This is a genomic window from Brevundimonas sp. GW822-FHT03E11 (assembly GCF_058801445.1).
Window position 1 is genome coordinate 1 of the sequence record NZ_JBXANG010000006.1, and the last position, 17,671, is coordinate 17,671.

21 protein-coding genes are annotated in these 17,671 nt (G+C 65.7%); 15 read left to right on the plus strand and 6 right to left on the minus strand.

What is annotated here, in order from left to right:
• From AC1RKE_RS11045 to uvrC, 7 genes are all read left to right on the plus strand, one after another.
• Nucleotides 1-991: DUF262 domain-containing protein (locus AC1RKE_RS11045; protein WP_492897041.1), on the plus strand; the 991-nt coding region annotated here is incomplete at its 5' end.
• 2 nt (nt 992-993) lie between these two features.
• A complete protein-coding gene (locus AC1RKE_RS11050) occupies nt 994-1,746 on the plus strand; it encodes an MAE_28990/MAE_18760 family HEPN-like nuclease (protein WP_228186000.1) in 753 nt (250 codons plus the stop codon).
• A complete protein-coding gene (locus tag AC1RKE_RS11055) occupies nt 1,697-2,179 on the plus strand; it encodes a very short patch repair endonuclease (RefSeq protein WP_228186002.1) in 483 nt (160 codons plus the stop codon). Before AC1RKE_RS11050 ends, AC1RKE_RS11055 begins: the two co-directional genes overlap by 50 nt.
• Nucleotides 2,180-2,215: 36 nt before the next feature.
• Nucleotides 2,216-2,686 carry an NUDIX domain-containing protein gene (locus AC1RKE_RS11060; RefSeq protein WP_152949675.1) on the plus strand — a complete coding sequence of 157 codons (471 nt, stop codon included), beginning with the start codon at nt 2,216-2,218 and terminating at the stop codon, nt 2,684-2,686.
• 61 nt (nt 2,687-2,747) lie between these two features.
• Entirely contained in the window at nt 2,748-3,611 is an 864-nt protein-coding gene (locus AC1RKE_RS11065) for an alpha/beta hydrolase (RefSeq protein ID WP_201464153.1), read from the plus strand.
• A 31-nt stretch (nt 3,612-3,642) separates the two neighbouring features.
• Nucleotides 3,643-4,089, plus strand: a complete 447-nt coding sequence (locus AC1RKE_RS11070; RefSeq protein ID WP_054764958.1) for a DMT family transporter — start codon at nt 3,643-3,645, stop codon at nt 4,087-4,089.
• 197 nt (nt 4,090-4,286) lie between these two features.
• On the plus strand, nt 4,287-6,158 hold the full coding sequence (uvrC, locus tag AC1RKE_RS11075; protein WP_395941889.1) for an excinuclease ABC subunit UvrC: 1,872 nt from the start codon (nt 4,287-4,289) through the stop codon (nt 6,156-6,158).
• A 24-nt stretch (nt 6,159-6,182) separates the two neighbouring features.
• Here the strand turns inward: uvrC and AC1RKE_RS11080 are convergent, their stop codons facing one another.
• Nucleotides 6,183-7,034 (minus strand): LysR substrate-binding domain-containing protein, encoded by an 852-nt coding sequence (locus AC1RKE_RS11080; RefSeq protein ID WP_348684538.1) that lies wholly within the window; start codon nt 7,032-7,034, stop codon nt 6,183-6,185.
• A gap of 94 nt (nt 7,035-7,128) precedes the next feature.
• Between AC1RKE_RS11080 and AC1RKE_RS11085 the strand changes: the two genes are divergently transcribed.
• From AC1RKE_RS11085 to pgsA, 5 genes are all read left to right on the plus strand, one after another.
• On the plus strand, nt 7,129-8,103 hold the full coding sequence (locus tag AC1RKE_RS11085) for a sodium-dependent bicarbonate transport family permease (RefSeq protein ID WP_287396482.1): 975 nt from the start codon (nt 7,129-7,131) through the stop codon (nt 8,101-8,103).
• 95 nt (nt 8,104-8,198) lie between these two features.
• Nucleotides 8,199-8,825 (plus strand): carbonic anhydrase, encoded by a 627-nt coding sequence (locus AC1RKE_RS11090; protein ID WP_152949671.1) that lies wholly within the window; start codon nt 8,199-8,201, stop codon nt 8,823-8,825.
• Between the two features lie 36 nt (nt 8,826-8,861).
• On the plus strand, nt 8,862-9,107 hold the full coding sequence (locus AC1RKE_RS11095) for a type II toxin-antitoxin system Phd/YefM family antitoxin (RefSeq protein ID WP_287104467.1): 246 nt from the start codon (nt 8,862-8,864) through the stop codon (nt 9,105-9,107).
• The gene (locus tag AC1RKE_RS11100; RefSeq protein WP_287396481.1) at nt 9,104-9,559 is read left to right on the plus strand and encodes a PIN domain-containing protein; all 456 of its coding nucleotides are present in this window, start codon (nt 9,104-9,106) and stop codon (nt 9,557-9,559) included. Before AC1RKE_RS11095 ends, AC1RKE_RS11100 begins: the two co-directional genes overlap by 4 nt.
• Complete coding sequence (gene pgsA / locus AC1RKE_RS11105; RefSeq protein WP_054764951.1) at nt 9,556-10,203, plus strand: CDP-diacylglycerol--glycerol-3-phosphate 3-phosphatidyltransferase; 648 nt, start codon at nt 9,556-9,558, stop codon at nt 10,201-10,203. Before AC1RKE_RS11100 ends, pgsA begins: the two co-directional genes overlap by 4 nt.
• On the opposite strand, the gene AC1RKE_RS11110 is transcribed toward pgsA, so the two are convergent.
• Together AC1RKE_RS11110 and AC1RKE_RS11115 are read right to left on the minus strand one after the other, a co-directional pair.
• Entirely contained in the window at nt 10,200-10,724 is a 525-nt protein-coding gene (locus AC1RKE_RS11110) for a retropepsin-like aspartic protease family protein (protein WP_395941887.1), read from the minus strand. The genes pgsA and AC1RKE_RS11110 overlap by 4 nt on opposite strands.
• A 74-nt stretch (nt 10,725-10,798) precedes the next feature.
• Complete coding sequence (locus tag AC1RKE_RS11115; protein ID WP_321208006.1) at nt 10,799-11,017, minus strand: DUF1289 domain-containing protein; 219 nt, start codon at nt 11,015-11,017, stop codon at nt 10,799-10,801.
• Nucleotides 11,018-11,172: 155 nt separating this feature from the next.
• On the opposite strand from AC1RKE_RS11115, the gene AC1RKE_RS11120 reads away from it, so the two are divergent.
• A complete protein-coding gene (locus AC1RKE_RS11120; RefSeq protein WP_007390126.1) occupies nt 11,173-11,325 on the plus strand; it encodes a hypothetical protein in 153 nt (50 codons plus the stop codon).
• Nucleotides 11,326-11,440: 115 nt separating this feature from the next.
• On the plus strand, nt 11,441-12,238 hold the full coding sequence (locus tag AC1RKE_RS11125) for a crotonase/enoyl-CoA hydratase family protein (protein ID WP_348684431.1): 798 nt from the start codon (nt 11,441-11,443) through the stop codon (nt 12,236-12,238).
• A gap of 9 nt (nt 12,239-12,247) precedes the next feature.
• Here AC1RKE_RS11125 and AC1RKE_RS11130 read toward each other — a convergent pair whose 3' ends face one another.
• Genes AC1RKE_RS11130 through AC1RKE_RS11140 form a run of 3 tightly spaced genes read right to left on the minus strand, consistent with a single transcriptional unit; the run spans nt 12,248 to nt 15,209 of the window.
• Nucleotides 12,248-13,261 (minus strand): HlyD family secretion protein, encoded by a 1,014-nt coding sequence (locus AC1RKE_RS11130; RefSeq protein ID WP_348684430.1) that lies wholly within the window; start codon nt 13,259-13,261, stop codon nt 12,248-12,250.
• A gap of 26 nt (nt 13,262-13,287) precedes the next feature.
• Nucleotides 13,288-14,043 carry an ABC transporter ATP-binding protein gene (locus AC1RKE_RS11135; protein ID WP_152949665.1) on the minus strand — a complete coding sequence of 252 codons (756 nt, stop codon included), beginning with the start codon at nt 14,041-14,043 and terminating at the stop codon, nt 13,288-13,290.
• Nucleotides 14,040-15,209: an ABC transporter permease gene (locus tag AC1RKE_RS11140; protein ID WP_348684429.1), complete on the minus strand. Its 1,170-nt coding sequence runs from the start codon at nt 15,207-15,209 to the stop codon at nt 14,040-14,042. Before AC1RKE_RS11140 ends, AC1RKE_RS11135 begins: the two co-directional genes overlap by 4 nt.
• A gap of 210 nt (nt 15,210-15,419) precedes the next feature.
• Between AC1RKE_RS11140 and AC1RKE_RS11145 the strand changes: the two genes are divergently transcribed.
• Complete coding sequence (locus AC1RKE_RS11145) at nt 15,420-17,507, plus strand: S46 family peptidase (protein ID WP_348684428.1); 2,088 nt, start codon at nt 15,420-15,422, stop codon at nt 17,505-17,507.
• Nucleotides 17,508-17,671 lie beyond the last annotated feature (164 nt).

Consider the following 17,671-nt stretch of genomic DNA (forward strand, 5'->3'; position numbering starts at 1 on the left):
TTGCAAACCCCGACAACCCCAGCTCAGATCAACCCAGGACTCTCGTTATGGCTGGATGAGAAACGGGGGTCACGTCACTGATTATCAGCGTAAATTTACTTGGCAAATTGACAGAAAGACGAAGTTTATTGAGTCAGTACACATGGGCCTTCCCATTCCATTTTTGTTTTTTTGGGAGATGGGGGACGGAAAACTTGAGATCGTTGATGGATCCCAACGCATTCGCACACTCGAAGAGTACGTCACAGGCGAGTTGAAGCTTGGAGAGCTCGAAGAGCTGCCGTCGCTCTCCGGAACACGATTCACCGATCTAAGCGAAGGCCGCCAACTCAAGATGTTGAACAGGTCAATCCGAGGGATCATTCTTAGCGAGCATGCCGACGAGCAAGCGCGTTACGATATGTTCGAGCGGATAAATACCGGCAGCAAGGTGGCTAATCCTGGCGAAGTGAGGAGAGGAGCCCTGCGTGGCCCGTTCCAAAAACTTATCGAAGATTTGGCTAGGGAAAACCTGTTCGCGGAGTTAGCTCCAGTTTCCGCAAAATCCCACAATGAGCGAGTACCTGAAGAGTTGGTTACCCGATTCTTCGGTTACGGGGATGGATTGGAAGAATATAAGGATAGCCCAGCTAGATTTATATTTGAATACACTAAGAAGATGAATCAGGCCTTTGCCATCAATCCCGGCCTGGAACAAGTCTACCGCAAGCGGTTCCATCGTATGTTGACCTTCGTCAAAGCCAACTTTCCTAACGGATTCAAGAAGGCACTCGAAGCTAAGACGACGCCGCGAGTGCGATTCGAGGCGATCGCAATTGGCACAGATTTGGCTCTTTCTGTTAAGCCTGATTTGATATCAGCGCCGGTTGACGTTTCTAGATGGATTGACGGTGAAGAATTCAAACTCAAGACCACGTCTGATGCTGCGAACGTTCGGTCTAAACTTGAGAACCGAATTGCATTCGTCCGCGATCACCTCTTGGAATCTTGATCGTGCACTCTATCGAAGAACGTTTCGCGGATCGACTCGCTGAGATCGAGGGTTACCTTGATTTTCTCGAGGGGCTGGATAATGCGATTAAATCGGGCACAATTGGAAGTTCAACGACTGATATCTTGGCGGTGTCCGTTACCCAGCAGCGGATGCTGTATTCGAGCGTTTATCTCCAGCTCTACAATCTGGTCGAAGCGACGATCACGAACTGCCTTGAGGCGGTATCGAAAGCTGCGCTTTCGTCAGCCAGTTGGATGCCCGGCGATCTAACCACGGAGCTTCGCAAAGAATGGGTCAAGTTCATGACCAAATCCAACGCCGAGACAGGTCCAGAGAAGAGATTACAACAAGCGATTGCGCTTTGCGATCATATGGTTGCCGCACTTCCCGTCCCAGGTTTTGACATTGAAAAAGGCGGCGGAGGCAATTGGGACGATCAGCAGATCAAAAAGATTGTTGATCGTCTCGGCCTTAAATTGAATTTGTCCAAAGACACGTTCGAGGGCGTCAGACGTGTTATCAAGGATGACCTGGGTGCCATGGAATTGATCGTGAGCCTGCGGAACAAGCTGGCGCATGGAAGTCTTTCTTTCGTCGAATGCGGGCAAGACGATACAGCGGCAGATTTGCGCAACCTTTCAAACCGTGTCGCAGCTTACATGCGGGAGGTGGTAGCGGCGTTCGTTGCCTATCTTTCAGCCCATGAGTATCTCCGCCCCGAAAGACGACCTGTCGTTCTTGGAAAGATCTGAACAGTTCCCTGCCGCGCGTTCTTCGTTGATGGCAAAGGTGCGCGGAAAGAACACCACGCCCGAAATAGCCGTTCGCAAAGCGGCCCATGGTTTAGGCTATAGATTTCGCCTCCATCAAAGGACCCTGCCTGGATCACCAGATCTCGTGTTTCCGGCTAGGCGAAAAGTGATTTTCGTTCATGGCTGCTTCTGGCACCGACATGATGGATGCCGCAAGACAACCACACCAAAGACACGTGCTGATTTTTGGAACTCCAAATTCCAGACCAACGTGGCGCGAGATGCTAGAGACCGAGTTGCTCTTGAAAGCGCTGGGTGGGAGGTGATGGTCGTCTGGGAGTGCGAAACCAAAGATCGAGCAAAGCTTGAAACCCTTATCAGACGCTTCTTGGGGCCGTCTGGTAGCGGACACATGAAGTGGCCTTCGCCTTAGACAATCTCGCCTTCTGCCCCCAACCATCACACCCCCATGACCTGGCGCATCCACGTCGAACCCTTCACCCGTCCCCTCTTCTTCGCCTGGTCGCGCCTCACGCGCGGCAAGACCTTGGGCGTGCGGGCCGTGGCGACGGACGCCGGGGGGCGGGTGCTGCTGGTGCGGCACACCTATCTGAAGGGCTGGTGGTTGCCGGGGGGCGGGGTGGATCGGGGCGAGACGACCCATCAGGCCGTGGCGCGCGAACTGCGTGAGGAGGCCGGGCTGATTGCGCGGTCGGCGCCGCGCCTGGTCTCGATCCATTCCAATGAACGGTTCTTTCCCGGCGATCACGTCGCCGTCTTCCTCATCGACGCCTTCGATCCGGGCGAACCGACCAGCCGCGGCGAGATCGCCGAGGTCGGCTGGTTCCACCCCGCCGCCCTGCCCGCCGACGTCAATCGGGGCTGTCGCGCGCGGCTGGCCGAAATCTTCGACGGCGCCCCGGTTTCCGACCTCTGGTGAGACGGAAACGATCCGCTGATCCGTTTCAGAACGGCCAAGCCTGTTCGGAAAGGATCCTTCTATGCCCGTCTCCCGTCGCCTGGCCCTGATGGGGCTGGCCCTCGGCGCCGTCTTGCCCAATGCTGCTCTGGCCCAAACGCGCGGAGATCGGCGGCGCCGTCGAACGGGGCCGTCCACGGCGACCCCGGCGCCGTCCCAGACCGTCGCCTTCGGCCCCGATCCGCTTCAGGCCTATGACCTCTACGCCGACCGGGGCGCAGGACCGGTCCTGATGTTCGTCCACGGCGGCGGTTGGTCGCGGGGCGAGCGGACGCGGGTCAATGAGCTGCCGGCCTATGCCCGCCGCCACGGCCTGACCCTGGCCTCGACCGGCTATCGACTGGCGCCCGCCGTCAGCGCCCGCGAGTCGGCCATGGACGTCGCCGCCGCCGTCGCCGACCTGAAACGCCGCCTGCCCGGCCGGCCGCTCTATCTGATGGGCCATTCGGCCGGGGCGCATCTGGCCGCCCTGGTCGGGATCGACCCCGACTATCTGGGCGCCGTCGGGCTGAGGCCGTCGGATCTGGCGGGGGTGATCCTGCTGGACGGCGCCGGCTATGACGCCACGGCGCCGCGCGGGGACGGCCGCATCGACCAGTGGCTGGGCCAGACCTATGACCAGGCTTTCGGCGATCAGGCCGCCGCCCTGTCGCCCACCCTGCGCGTCCGCCCCGGCGTCGCCTATCCGCCCTTTCTGATCTTCCACGTCGCCCGGCGTCAGGATTCGGCCGTCCAGAGCCGGGGCCTGGCCGAGGCCCTGACCCGCGCCGGCGGCCGGGCCGAGGTCGTTCCCGCCCCCGACGACAGCCATATGACCATCAATCGGGGCTTCGGCGCCGCCGGCGATCCGGAGGGCGAACGCGCCGCCCGCTTCATCTCGGGCTAACAAAAGGCCGGCGACGTGCTAGCCAAGGCCCATGAACCCGTCTCTGTTCGCCATCCTCGTCGTCGTTCTGGCCGGGGGCGCCACCGCCCTTCAGGCGCCGACCAACGCCAAGCTGGCGACCGCCGTCGCCTCGCCGGTCAATGCGGCCTTCATCTCCTTCGCCGTGGGCACGACGGTGCTGGGCATCCTCGCCGCCCTGATGCAGACCCGGCCCGACATGGCCGCCGCCCGCGCCCTGCCCTGGTACGCCTGGCTTGGCGGGGTCTACGGCGCCTGTTTCGTGGTGGCCGCCGCCTGGGGCGTGCCGCGCCTGGGGGTGGCCATGACCATCACCCTGATGGTCGGGGGCCAACTGCTGCTCAGCCTGATCCTGGATCATTTCGGCGCCCTGGGCGTGCCGCGCCAGCCGCTGAACCTGGGCCGGATCGCGGGGGTGGGCCTGGTTCTGGCCGGCGTCCTTCTGGTTCGCCGCTCGTAAATCCAGACCCTCTCCCGCTTGCGGGAGAGGCAGCGCGTCGATCGCGCAGCGATCCAGCGACGGAGAGGGAAGTCTTCTTCCCTGAAGTGAAACTCCCCCCATCGTCAGGCGTGTCGCTTCTCGCCACGGCCTGACACTTCCCCCGCAAGCGGGGGAAGGACATGCGCCGCCTCGCGCGAAGCCCTATATCCATCCCGATGACCGAGGAGACGCTCGATTCGACCCTGAAGGCCGCCGCCCTGATCGCCGACGAGGCGCGTCGGGCGCCCGACAAGCCGGGCGTCTATCGCATGTATGGCGAGGACGGCTCGTGCTTGTATGTCGGCAAGGCCAAGTCGCTGAAGAAGCGGATCGTCCAGTACGCCCAGGGAAGGTTCCACACCCAGCGGATCGGCCTGATGGTCTCGCTCACCCGGTCGATGGAGCTGGTGGTCACCGCCACCGAGACCGAAGCCCTGCTGCTGGAATCCAACTTCATCAAGAAGCTGAAGCCGCGCTTCAACGTCGTGTTGCGCGACGACAAGTCCTTCGCCGAACTGATGATCCGCAGCGACCACCGCGCCCCCCAGATCCGCAAGCATCGCGGCGCCCACACCACGCCGGGCCAGTATTTCGGGCCCTTCGCCTCGACCTGGGCGGTGAACCGGACCCTGAACACCCTGCAGAAGGCCTTCCTGCTGCGCTCCTGTTCGGACAGCGTCTATGAGACCCGCACCCGGCCTTGCATGCTGCACCAGATCAAGCGCTGTTCGGCGCCCTGCACCGGTCTGATTTCGCTGGAGGACTACGGCGAGCTGGTCGACGAGGCCGAGGCCTTCCTGCGCGGCAAGTCGCGGGCCGTCATCAGCCGCCTGTCGCAGGAGATGCAGGCCGCGTCCGACGCCATGGATTTCGAACAGGCCGCCCGGGTCCGCGACCGCATCCGCGCCCTGTCCGCCATCTCGATGGAGAACTCCGTCAGCGCCGACAGCGTGGCCGAGGGCGACGTCTTCGCCCTGCACACCGACGGCGGCCAGGCCTGCGTCCAGGTCTTCTTCTATCGCGCCGGCCAGAACTGGGGCGGGCGCGCCTATTTCCCGCGCGTGGACAAGACCGACACCGATCCCGAAATCCTGGCCGCCTTCCTGGGCCAGTTCTACGAGGACAAGCCGATCCCGCGCCTGATCCTGTCCAACGTCCGGCCGCACGAGCTGGAGCTGCTGGAAGAAGCCTTTTCGATGAAGGCGGACCGCAAGGTGGAGATCGCTCGGCCGATGCGGGGCGAGAAGCTGGCCCTGGTCGACCACGCCCTGACCAATGCGAAAGAGGCCCTGGGCCGTCGCCTCGCCGAAAGCTCCGCCCAGGGCAAGATCCTCGACGAGGTGTGCGAGGCCTTCGGCCTGGAGGCCCGGCCCGAGCGGATCGAGGTCTATGACAACGCCCATATCCAGGGAACCAATGCGGTGGGCGGCATGATCGTGGCCGGCCCCGAAGGCTTCCAGAAGTCCCAGTACCGCAAGTTCAACATCCGGGGCGAGGATCTGACGCCCGGCGACGACTACGGCATGATGCGCGAAGTCATGCGCCGCCGCTTCGCCCGTCTGGTCAAGGACGAAGAGGAGGGCGAGGAAGTTGTGCGCCCGGACCTGCTGCTGATTGACGGCGGCGCGGGCCAGCTGGCCGAGGTTCTGGCCGTCATGGCCGACCTGGGCCTGGACGACATCGCCGTGGTGGGGGTCGCCAAGGGACCGGATCGCGACGCGGGGATGGAGAAGTTCTTCATGCCCGGCAAAGCCCCCTTCATGCTGCCGCTGAAGTCCCCGGCCCTCTACTACCTGCAACGGCTGCGCGACGAAGCCCACCGTTTCGCAAACGGCGCCCACGCCAAGCGCCGCTCGATGGACATCAGGAAGAACCCGTTGGACGAGATCGAAGGGGTCGGCCCGGGCCGCAAGAAGGCCCTGCTCCACGCCTTCGGCTCCGCCAAGGGCGTCGGCCGCGCCTCCGTCGCCGACCTGGTCAAGGTGGACGGGGTCAGCCAGGCCCTCGCCGAACGCATCCACGCCTTTTTCCATCCGCAGGTTCGATAGCGGGGCGGTAGGCGGGCGGCAGCCTCAACGATCCGGCGTCCGCTCCAGGCTTCGAAACACCTCCTGCGCCAGCAGTTTGGCGGGACCGCCCGAACCGCGCGCGGACACAAGCGCGATCTCGCTGTCGTCAAGGGCGGGCAGGATCTTCACCACCGCCAGATCGCGCGGCGCCATGGCGGCCGGCAGAACCCCGACGCCCAGCCCCGCCCGCAGCGCCGCCATCTGACCGGCAAGACTGGGCGAGGTGAAGGACGCCCGAAATCCGATTCCCGCCGCCTCCAGCGCCTGTAGCGCGCGCTTGCGATAGATGTCCGGCGCAGGCGCGATAATGAGGGGCAGCGGCGAGGCCTCCGCGACCGAGGCATCCTGGGCCACCCAGACCAGCGGCTCGCTCCACACCTTCAGCCCCAGGTCGGCGCCCCCGGCCTCGCGCTTGACCAGGGCCAGGTCCAGCAGTCCGCGCGACAGCTGATCCAGCAGATTGGCGGTATAGTCGCATGTCACCGACAGCCGGATGCGCGGATGGCTGCGCGCGAAGGCCCCCAGTATGCCCGGCAGATGAACCGTGGCGATGTCTTCCGGCGCCCCGAACCGCACCTCGCCCTCGGGCTCGCCGTCGCTCAGCGTGGCGATGATTTCGTCGTTCAGCTTCAACAGCCGCCGCGCCTGGGGCAGCAGGGCCGCCCCCTCGGTGGTCAGCCCCACCCTGGCGCCGCCCCGGTCCAGCAGCGGCGCCCCGAGCTGCTGCTCCAGCCGCCGCATCTGCAAGCTGACGGCCGGCTGGGTCAGGCCGCGTTGCTGGGCCGCCCGGGTGAAGCTGTGGGTTTCGACCACCGTCACGAAGGTCCGCAGCAGATCGATGTCGAGACTGGTCATGCCATAACTGTTCGTTATGCCGCACATCAAGTCAATAAACTGGCGCGTCTGGGGCGGGGCGGGCAAAGGGCCCGCACTGAGTGTTGGAGCCCCCATGCCCGATATCACCGCCAGTCTCGGACTGCTGTCCTCGCCCGCCATCCTGTTCTTCTTCGTAGGCGCGGCTGCGGCCTTTGCTCGATCAGACCTGTCCATACCGGAGCAGGTCGCCAAGGCGATCTCCCTTTATCTGATGCTGTGCATCGGCTTTCGGGGAGGCGTGGAAGCGCGGGAGGCCGGGCTTCAGGGCGACTTTCTCACCGCCGGGGCTCTGGGCCTGACGCTCAGCGCCCTCATGCCGCTCCTGGCCTTCATCCTGCTGCGGTGGACGTCGCGACTGGATCGTCCGACCCTGTGCGCCCTCGCGGCGACCTATGGATCGGTGTCGGTTGTGACCTTCGCCGCCGGTCAGCAGCATCTGACCGACCTGGGTCTGGCGCCCGGCGGCTATATGGCGGCGGTGCTGGCCCTGATGGAGACGCCGGCGATCCTGACCGCCCTGGTCCTGATGCACGGCGCCGGCCGCGAGCCGTCGACCGGCCGGGGCGTCGTCCTGCGCGAAGTTCTGGTCGGAGCGGCGACGGTGATGCTGCTCGGCAGCTTCCTGGTCGGCCTCATTTCAGGCGAGGCGGGGCTGAAGAAGCTGGACCTGTTCGTCAATCCGCTGTTCCAGGGCGCCCTGTGCTTCTTCCTGCTGGACCTGGGTCTGACCGCCGCGCGTAGCCTGATGGCGGATCGGCGCAAGCTGACCTGGCCGGTGATCGGTTTCGCTCTCGGCTTCCCCGTCCTCTCGGCAGGCGTCGCCCTGGCCCTGGGACGACTGGCGGGTCTTGGACTCGGCGACGCAGCCATGCTGGCCGTCCTTGCGGGCTCGGCCTCCTACATCGCCGTGCCCGCCGCCATGCGGGTCGCGGCGCCCAAGGCCGATCCCGGCGTCTTCGTCACGGCCTCCCTGGCCGTGACCTTTCCCTTCAACCTCGTGATCGGCATCGCCCTCTATACGGCGGCCGCAGTCTGGCTGTGGGCCTAGACGCCTCACCGAAGGGGTGCGGAACCGGAGAGGCGACGGCGATTTTCCCGTTTTCACCTCTCCCCCGCCCCGAGATTGGGTCCTATACCCGCCCCATGTCCGATCCGTCCAAAGACCCTCTCCTGTCAGGCTACCGCCGCTTCCGCGCCGAACACTGGCCCGAGGCGCACGCCGAGTACGAAACCCTGGCCGAAAAGGGCCAGAAGCCGCACACCCTGATCGTCGCCTGTTCCGACAGCCGCGCCGACCCGGCCCTGATCTTCGACGCCAAGCCGGGCGAGCTGTTCGTCGTCCGCAACGTCGCCAATCTGGTTCCGCCCTATGAACCGGACGGCAAGCTGCACGGGGTTTCTGCGGCCCTGGAGTTCGGGGTCAAGGTTCTGGGCGTCAAACGCATAGTCGTCATGGGTCACGCCCACTGCGGCGGGGTCAACGCCATGATCAACGGCGCGCCGGACGTCGTCGCCGACTTCGTGGCCCCCTGGATCGCCCAAGGCACGCCGGTGGTTCAGCACGTCGCCGAAACCGTCGCGCCGAACGAACTGGAGCGCGCCGCCGAAGAGGCCGTGGTGCGTCTGTCGATCCGAAACCTGCGCACCTTTCCCTGGATCGCCGAGCGTGAAGCCAAGGGCGAACTGGAGCTCAGCGGGCTTCATTTCGGAATCGCCGACGGCGTCCTGACCGCCCTGACTGACAAGGCGAGGTTCGAGCCGTTGGGGTGAGTTGCATAAAATAGTGAAAAACACTACTTTATGCGCATGGAACGGACCATCACCGCCACCGAAGCCAACCGCGACTTCTCGCGCATCTTCCGCGAGGTGGCGTCCGGCGAATCCTATGTCGTCACCGCCCACGGCAAGCCTTTGGTGCGGATCACCCCGGCGGTCACGGACGAACAGAAGAACGATGAACGGGTCGCCCGACTTCACGCGCTCGTGGAGGATTTGACCGCACTGCCCGCTCGCGCGCCCGGACGCATCACACGCGAAGACGGCTACGCTTGAAGCTGGCGCTGGACACCAATGTCCTGGGATACGCCGCCGGCATTGGGGACGACGGCGCCAAGCGGCGACGGGCCGGCCGGCTGATCAAGACCCTCGCCGACCACAGCCTGGTCATCCCGACCCAGGTCGCGGGCGAATTTTACAATATCCTGACCCGCAAGGGCGGCCATCCGCCCAAAATCGCGCGAAAGATCGTTCTCGATTGGAGCGCAGGCGTCGGCCTGACTGCCGCCTCGGCCGCAACCATGGACGCGGCGCTCGAGGCCGCGGCCTTCTTCAATCTTCAGATCTGGGACGCCCTGATCCTGACCGTCGCCGCCGAAGCCGGCTGCGGCCTTCTGCTTTCCGAAGACATGCAGGACGGCTTCGTCTATCGAGGCGTCACCGTCGCCAATCCGTTCGCGGAGACGCTTCACCCCCTGCTCGCGTCCCTGCTGGAGATCCCGTCATGACCGCGCCCGCCCTCCGCGCCAATCCGATCCCCAACATCCTGACGGGCATCCGCCTGTTCGCCGGGGTGGTGATGTTCGCCATGCTGGCCGGCGCCGCGCCGGGGGCTCTGGACGCCTGGCTGTCGCCGGAAACCCAGCTGAAGTTCGGCCTGTGGGCCTTCTGGATCTTCGTCATCGCCGCCTCGACCGACTGGGTGGACGGCTTTTTGGCGCGGCGCTGGAACGCCACCACCCGCTGGGGCGCCATTCTGGACCCGATCGCGGACAAGGTTCTGATCACCGGGGCCATTCTGGGCGTCTTGGCGTCCGGCTCCCTGCCGGGCATCGCCCTGCCCTGCGGCCTGATCCTGTTCCGTGAGTTCGCGGTCTCGGCCCTGCGCGAGACCATGGCGGGGCGCATCGAACTGCCCGTCACCCTGGCCGCCAAATGGAAGACCACGGTCCAGATGGTGGCGCTGGCGGCCCTGCAACTGACCCTGCTGTGGGACGCCTTCGGCCTTCAGAACGAGGACGGCTCGCCCCTGTCCTGGCAGCCGGCCTTCGAATCCTTCGCCGTCTTCCTGATCTGGTTCGCCGCCGTCATCACCCTGTGGACCGGCTGGCAGTATTTCCGCGAAGCTCGGCGTCAGATGCAGGATCTTTAGGGCCTCAGCGTCAGTCCCGCAGGCGTCGCCTCGAAGGCCGACAGCCGCCCCAGATAGCTCATGCCCAACAGGGAATAGGCCAGCCCATCTTCGACCACCAGGGCCTGGACTCGCTCGACCCGCGCGCCTGCGACCGAGACCGCCGCCAGTTCGACGGGCGCGGTGCGGGCCAGGCCCGAGGCGGTCTGCACCCGCCCCGTATAGGCGTCCGGCGTCGGATCGACGCCCAGGCGCCGGGCGTCCGCTCGCGTCAGGGCCACCACGCTGGCGCCCGTGTCGATCAGAACCCGCACGGCCCGCCCCTCGATGGTCGCCTGCGCCCAGTAGTGGCCGTCCGGCCCCTTCACCACCTGGGTCGCGGTCCCGGAAGCGGACGTGTGCGCGACGGCGAGGCGTTCCGGCTGGGCCGCCGCCAGGGCGGGCTCGCCCCCGTCCAGATGACGGATCGCCAGGGCCGTCGCGAACGAGGCCGCCAGGGATGCGCCCAGCACGACGACGGACTGAAGATCGATGCGGATCATTCCTTCCCAATAGCGGTCGCCCGTTGGGATGCGGTGAAGCGACGTGGCTGACGAAGTCTTAAACGCCTGCGCCGTCAGCCCAGTTTGGCGGGGTCGATCCGGCCGCGCCGCGACGGCAGTTCCGCCATGATCCGCGTCCGCTCTTCCTCCCCCAGGGCGCGCCAGCCGGCGATCTCCTTCAGGGTTCGAAAACAGCCCAGACACAGGCCGCTTTCACCGTCGATGGCGCAGACCATGACGCACGGCGTGGCGATCGCCTTCGGCGGAAGCCGGGGCGGGCTGGGCGCGCTCAACGCGACATCTTCATAAAAATTGCTCCGGTTACTGACTTAAAAATTTGCATTTTGGACGGAGATGGCTATCTTGGTCATCGACGCGAAACGACTGATGGTGAGATCCCTAGGTACGACGCGTCTCTTTTCATCGTTCTGCGAAAGGAGACGCCAAGATGAACGATAAGGAGCGCAACCTCCAACACGCCATGATGTCCTTCGCCCTTTGGGGCGGGATGCTGGTCAACAGTCGGCACATGCCGTCTAACTCGGGACGGGCGGCCAGCCATCCGTCCAACTTCGTACCCTATACGCCCAAGAAACGCTGACGGCTTCGCGAGCCGGACGTGCAGGAGCCCCGGTCCCGACCGGGGCTTTTGCAATTCCGACCTTGCCTGACGCGACGGCGGCGGACGATGAGAGGGGGAACAAGGGAGACGACCCATGGGGCTGATTGCCGAAACCCGCCAGGGCGCGGTGCTGATCTGGACGCTGGACCGTGAGGCGCGGCTGAACGCCCTGCCCGACCTGGGCGACGGCGATGAATTCGCGGAGGCCTGCGCCCGCGCGAATGCGGACATGACGGTCAAATGCGTCGTCCTGACCGGGGCGGGGCGGGCCTTTTCGGCCGGGGGCGATCTGACCGCCATGCGCGACCGGCGGGACCTGTTCGAAGGGTCAGGCGCGGAGATCCGCACCCGCTATCGTCGCGTCGTCCACCGGATCGTCCGCAGCCTGTATGATCTGGAGATTCCGCTGGTCTCGGCGGTCAACGGCCCGGCCATGGGCCTGGGCTGCGGCATCGCCGCCACCGCCGACATCCGCATCGCCTCGGACCGGGCCAGCTTCGGTGTGCCGTTTCTGAAGCTGGGCATTATCCCCGGCGACGGGGGCGCCTGGCGGCTGCCGCGCGACGTCGGCTACGCCCGCGCCGCCGAAATGCTCTTCACCGGCCGCAGCATCGACGCCGAAACGGCCGAGCGTTGGGGCCTGGTCAACCGGGTCGTGCCGCACGAGACTCTTATGGACGAAGCCCTGACCACCGCCGGTGAAATCGCCGCCCAGCCGGCCCAGGCCCTGCGTATGGCCAAGACCCTGATGCGCCAGGGCCGCGACCAGACCTTCGAACAGATTCTGGAGCTGTCGGCCGCGATGCAGGCCCTGGCCCACCTGACCGACGACCACCAGGAAGGCGTCGCCGCCGTGCTGGAAAAACGGCCGGGCAACTTCACCGGCCGCTGATCCGACCTCTTACTTCTGACCCGCCGCGCGCATGGCTTGGTCGGGGCCGACGCCGGCGGCGACTGGACGGGCGACGCCGGCTTTTTGACCGGGCTTCATGAACTTCACCAGGACGCGCTGGCCGATCAGGAAGGGGGTGTCGTCGGCCGAGACCACGACCTCGACCACCCGTTCGTCGGTGCGGGCCGAAGGGTCTTCGGACTGCAGCTGGCGGGCGCCGAAGACGGCGGCGCGGCGCAGGACGCGGCCGACCGAAATCTTGGTGGGATCGCCTTCGGGCGTCAGCTCAACCTCCTGGCCGACGGTCACGTTGGGCAGGTCGGCCTCGACGATCTCGGCGCGAACGATGCGGTCGGTCTCGGGCTCCAGATCGAACATGGCCGTGACGTTCAGGGTCGAGGCGCCGGCGCCTGGCTGGGCGTAGCGGCGGGCGATGCGGCCGTTCATCGGGGCGCGGATCACCGTCAGCTCCTGATTATAGCGCGCCTCGTCCAGGCGGGACTGGGCGGTCTGGACGGCGGCGTTCTGGGACGACATCCGGGCCTCGGCCTGGGCGATCTGATCGCGGGCCTGGTCCAGACGCTGGGCGGCGACGAAGTTGGTCGCGGCTAGTTTCGACAGCCGCTCATATTCGCGGCGGGCCGTCGCCAGCTCCACCCGCGTCATGCCCAGCTGGGCGCGCGCCTCGGACACCGCAGCCGCCGCGCTCTGGGCCGCCAAACGGGTCTCGTCGTCTTCCTGGCGGGCCAGGATCTGGCCGGCGACCACCTTGTCGCCCTCATTGACGAAGACTTCGCGGACCACGCCGCCGCGACGGGCGGCGACCTTGATCACCCCGCCCTCGACGTCAGCCTTGCCGTTGGCGATGGCGGCGTAGGGGCTGTGGATCTTCTGGGCGGCGGCCTTTTCGACCTCGGCCTTCTTGGCCGCGCCGGCCTTGCTGAAGGCCATGAAGCCGACGACGAGGACGACGATCAGGATCAGGCCGATCCAGAGCCATTTGTTTTTGAGAAAGGCGGGCATGACGGTTCAGTCCGTTCGAAAAGAGCTTAGTGGGACGCCAGCTGGGCGTCGGGATCAGGGGTGCGGCGTTGATCGTCCAGGATCTTGCCGTCTTCGATGTGGATGACCCGGTCCGCCCAGGCTTCCAGGCGCGGGTCGTGGGTCACGCAGATCACGGCGGCGCCGTGTTCGGTCGCCGCGCGGCGCAGCAGGCGGATGACCACCTGGCCGTTCTCGCCGTCCAGGGCCGAGGTCGGCTCGTCGGCGAACAGGATCTGCGGATTCTTGGCCAGGGCGCGGGCGATGGCGACGCGCTGCTTCTCGCCGCCCGACAGGGCGCTGGGCCGCTGGTTCAAGCGATGGCCCAGGCCGACCTCTTCCAGGGCGGTGGTGGCGCGCTTCTTGGCTTCCGACGGCGACAGGCCCTGATATTTCAGCACCGTCATCACCTGTTGCAGCGCCGTCAGCGACGGAAACAGGTTGAAGCCCTGAAAGATGAAGCCGCAGTGATCCAGCCGGAACTTGTCGATCCGGCCCGAGCCGTATTTCCACAGGTCGTCGACGTCCAGAATGTCCACCCGCCCCTCTTCGGGTTTCAACAGGCCGGACAGATTGGCGATCAGGGTCGACTTGCCCGAGCCGGACGGCCCCATGACCATGGTCAGGTCGCCGTGGCGCGCGTCGAAATCGACGCCCTTCAGCACCTCGACCCAGCTGCGGCCCGTCTTGAACCGCTTGACCAGACCCTTGGCCTCGATGGCGAAGTCGCCGTGCTTGCCGTGGACTTTGGTATGAACGCTCATCGCAGCAGGTCCGCAGGCTGGCTCTTCTTCAGGACGCCCAGCGACAGGAAGCCGGACACGAGGGCGATCACCACCAGCATGGCCGAGACCATCATCACCATGGTGGGCGGGAAGGACATGGTCAGGCCCGAGCCGGCGGCCAGCAGGCTGACGGCCCAAGTCAGGACGAAGGCCGCCAGGACCCCGGCGATCCCGACCCAGAAGCTGAGTTCCAGGACGATCCGCCGCAACGACCCCATGGAGACGCCCAGGGCCCGCAACGAGGCGAACTCCTTGATGTTCGCCATGATGGCGCCGCGCAGCGTCTGCCAGGTGATGGCCACCCCGATCAAAATGCCCAGGAACAGCGAGAAGCCCAGCATGATGGCGATGAAGCTCTCCTTCATCATCGCGCCTTCATTGGCTTTCGCCAGATCCTGACGCGTCCAGGCCTTGAACTGGCCGTTGGAGATGGCGTTCAGCTGGGCCACCACGATCGGGGCGCGCGAGGGATCCTTGATCTGGACCATCAGCGGCCCGACCCGTTCGCCGGTATTGGCCTCGCCCAGCATCCGCAGGGTGTCGCGCGACATGACGACCGTGGCCTGCATCATATTGGGATAGCCCTGGGTCACGGCCGCGACCCGCACGGTCTTGCCGTTATAGGTGGCCTGGTCGCCCAGTTTGACGCCCAGCCGTCCCAGGGCGGTCTGGTCCACCGCCACCGCATAGGGCTGGCGCAGGGCCTCGACCAGATCGTCGGAATAGTCGACGGGCACCGTCACCGCGCCGGGCATGGCGTCGATGGTGGTGACGTTGACGAACTCCATCTTCTTGGCGCCGGGGGCCGCAGGCTCGGCGCCCGGCTCCTTGTCCTTGACGATGTTTTGCCAACGCCCGCCGGACCCGTCCAGGTCGGCGACGGCCAGGACTTCGGGGTGCTGATAGACCACCGGCATGATGCGCCGCGGCACGCCCGAGGGGCCGCCGTTGAACAGGGCCGTGGCCCCGGGGCTCAGGATCATGATGTCGGCGCGGGCGCGGTCGATCTGGGCCGTAAAGGCCTTGCCGATCCCCATGAACATGCCGACCTGGGCCAGCACCAGCAGGCCGGAAAAGGCGAGCGCCACAATGGCCGCCATGTAGCGGCGCCACTCGTAGAGCAAGGTTGATAATGCAAGCGACATGGTCGTCGATAAACCCCCGGTATGGGGTCTATCTGACCGGCGCGTGCCTCAGCGCCAAGTTAAATCGGGGTAAGGCTTCGCATCGGCGCGATTGCGAGGGACCGATCGCCGGGCTATCGGCGTCTGGCTCTTGGCGGCGTCGATGAAACGGCGCTAGTTACAAGATAACAGCGGATCAGCCCGGTCCCGCGCTCTGGAGGAAGTTTCCAAATGTCCCTGCCGTCCCTTCGTCTCACCGCCTCGCTGGCCGCCCTCGGCGCCGCGACCGTCGTCCTGTCCGCGCCTGCGACCCCCGCCAAGGCCGATGAGGGCATGTGGACCTTCGACAACTTCCCCATCGCCACGGTGAATGAGAAATACGGCACGAACCTCGACCAGGCCTGGCTGGATCGGGTGCGCAACGCCGCCGTGCGTCTGCAAGGCTGTTCGGCTTCGCTGGTTTCGGGCGAAGGCTTGATCCTGACCAACCACCACTGCGTCGTCAGCTGCGTTCAGGACCTGTCGGACGCCCAGAACGACTACGTCAAGAACGGCTGGATGCCCGCGACCCGCGAGGAAGAGAAGAAATGCCCCGGCCAGACGGCCGAGATCCTGACCGACATCACCGACGTCACCGACCGCGTCACCGCCGCCGGCGCCGGGCTTGAGGGCGCCGCCTTCGTGCGCGCCCGCGCGGCCGAGATCGACAAGATTCAAAAAGAAGTCTGCGGCGACGATCAGAAGCTGACCTGCCAGGTCATCAGCCTGTACCGCGGCGGTCAGTACAAGCTCTACAAGTTCCGCAAGTACGAGGATGTGCGTCTGGTCTTCGCGCCCGAGTTTCAGGCGGCCTTCTTCGGCGGCGATCCGGACAATTTCAACTTCCCGCGCTACGCCCTGGATGCGGCCTTCCTGCGCGCCTACGAGGACGGCAAGCCGGTCTCCACGCCGAACCACCTGACGTGGAACCCCAATGCGCCCAAGGAAGGCGACGTAACCTTCGTCGCCGGCAACCCCGGCTCGACCTCGCGCCTGTTGACCATGGCCCAGCTGGAGGTCCTGCGCGATCAGCAGCTGCCGATCACCCTGATCCAGACCTCGGAACTGCGCGGCCGCCTGCTGGAATATGCGACCACCAGCGAAGAGGCCAAGCGCGTCTCGGTCGATCCGATCTTCGGCCTGGAGAACAGCTTCAAGGTCTATTACGGCCAGCAGGGCGCCCTGACCGACCCGGCCTTCATGGCCAAGAAGCGCGCTGAGGAGCAGGAGCTGCGCCAGCGCGTCGCGGCCGACCCCGCCCTGGCCCAACGGATCGGCGACCCCTGGGCCGAGCTGGAGCGCGCCGCCGCCGCCCAGCGCGACCTTTACCTGCCTTATCGCCAGCTGGAATCGGGTCCGCGCTCGCAGCTGTACAGCTACGCCAAGGCCATCGTCCGCGCCGCCAAGGAGCGGGCCAAGCCTGCGGCCGAACGCCGCGCCGGCTATTCGGACGCGGACATCGCCGCCCTGGGTCGCCGCCTGGCCCAGGACGCCCCGATCTCCAGCGACATCGAGAAAATCTACATGTCGTTCTGGCTGTCCAAGACCCGCGAATATCTGACGGTGGACAATTCGAGCGTTAAGGCCCTGCTGGGCAAGGAAAGCCCCGAACAGATCGCCGAACGCACGGTCGCGGGCACCCGCCTGGCCGACCCCGCCTTCCGCGCCGAGGCCCTGGCCATGACGCCGGAACAGCTGGCCGCCTCGGGCGATCCGATGATCCAGTTCGTTCTGGCCAATGACGACGCCGCCCAGGCCGTCCGCACCCAGTGGGAAGCGGCCGTGTCCGGCCCGACCAGCCGCGCCGCCGAAAAGATCGCCCAGGCCCGGTTCGCGGTCTACGGAACCAACCTCTATCCCGACGCCACCTTCTCCCTGCGCCTCTCCTACGGCCAGGTTAAGGGCTGGACCTATCGTGGCGTGACGGTGGAGCCCTTCACCTATATCGGCGGTCTGTACGAGCGGAATACGGGCGCCGAGCCCTTCAACGCGGCCGAAGACTGGCTGGCGGCCGAGGGCAAGGTGAACAAGTCGACCGTCTATGACTTCGTCTCGACCAACGACATCATCGGCGGCAATTCGGGCTCGCCCGTGATCAACGCCAAGGGTGAAGTCATCGGCGCCGCCTTCGACGGCAACATCCACTCGCTGGGCGGCAGCTTCGGCTATGACGGCGAGTTGAACCGCACGGTCACGGTCTCGACCGCCGCCATCACCGAGGCCCTGCGCACCGTCTACAACCAGCCGCGCCTGCTGCGCGAACTGGGCGTGCGGCGGTAAAGGCCGGGTCATAAAGTCTCCTCCCCGCTTTGCGGGGAGGGGGACCGCGTAGCGGTGGAGGGGCTCTTCACCACCGCACCGGCGCCTGTCATGTATCTCAGAGCCCCTCCGTCACGGCGCGAAGTCGCGCCGCGCCACCTCCCCATCGCGGAGCGATGGGGAGG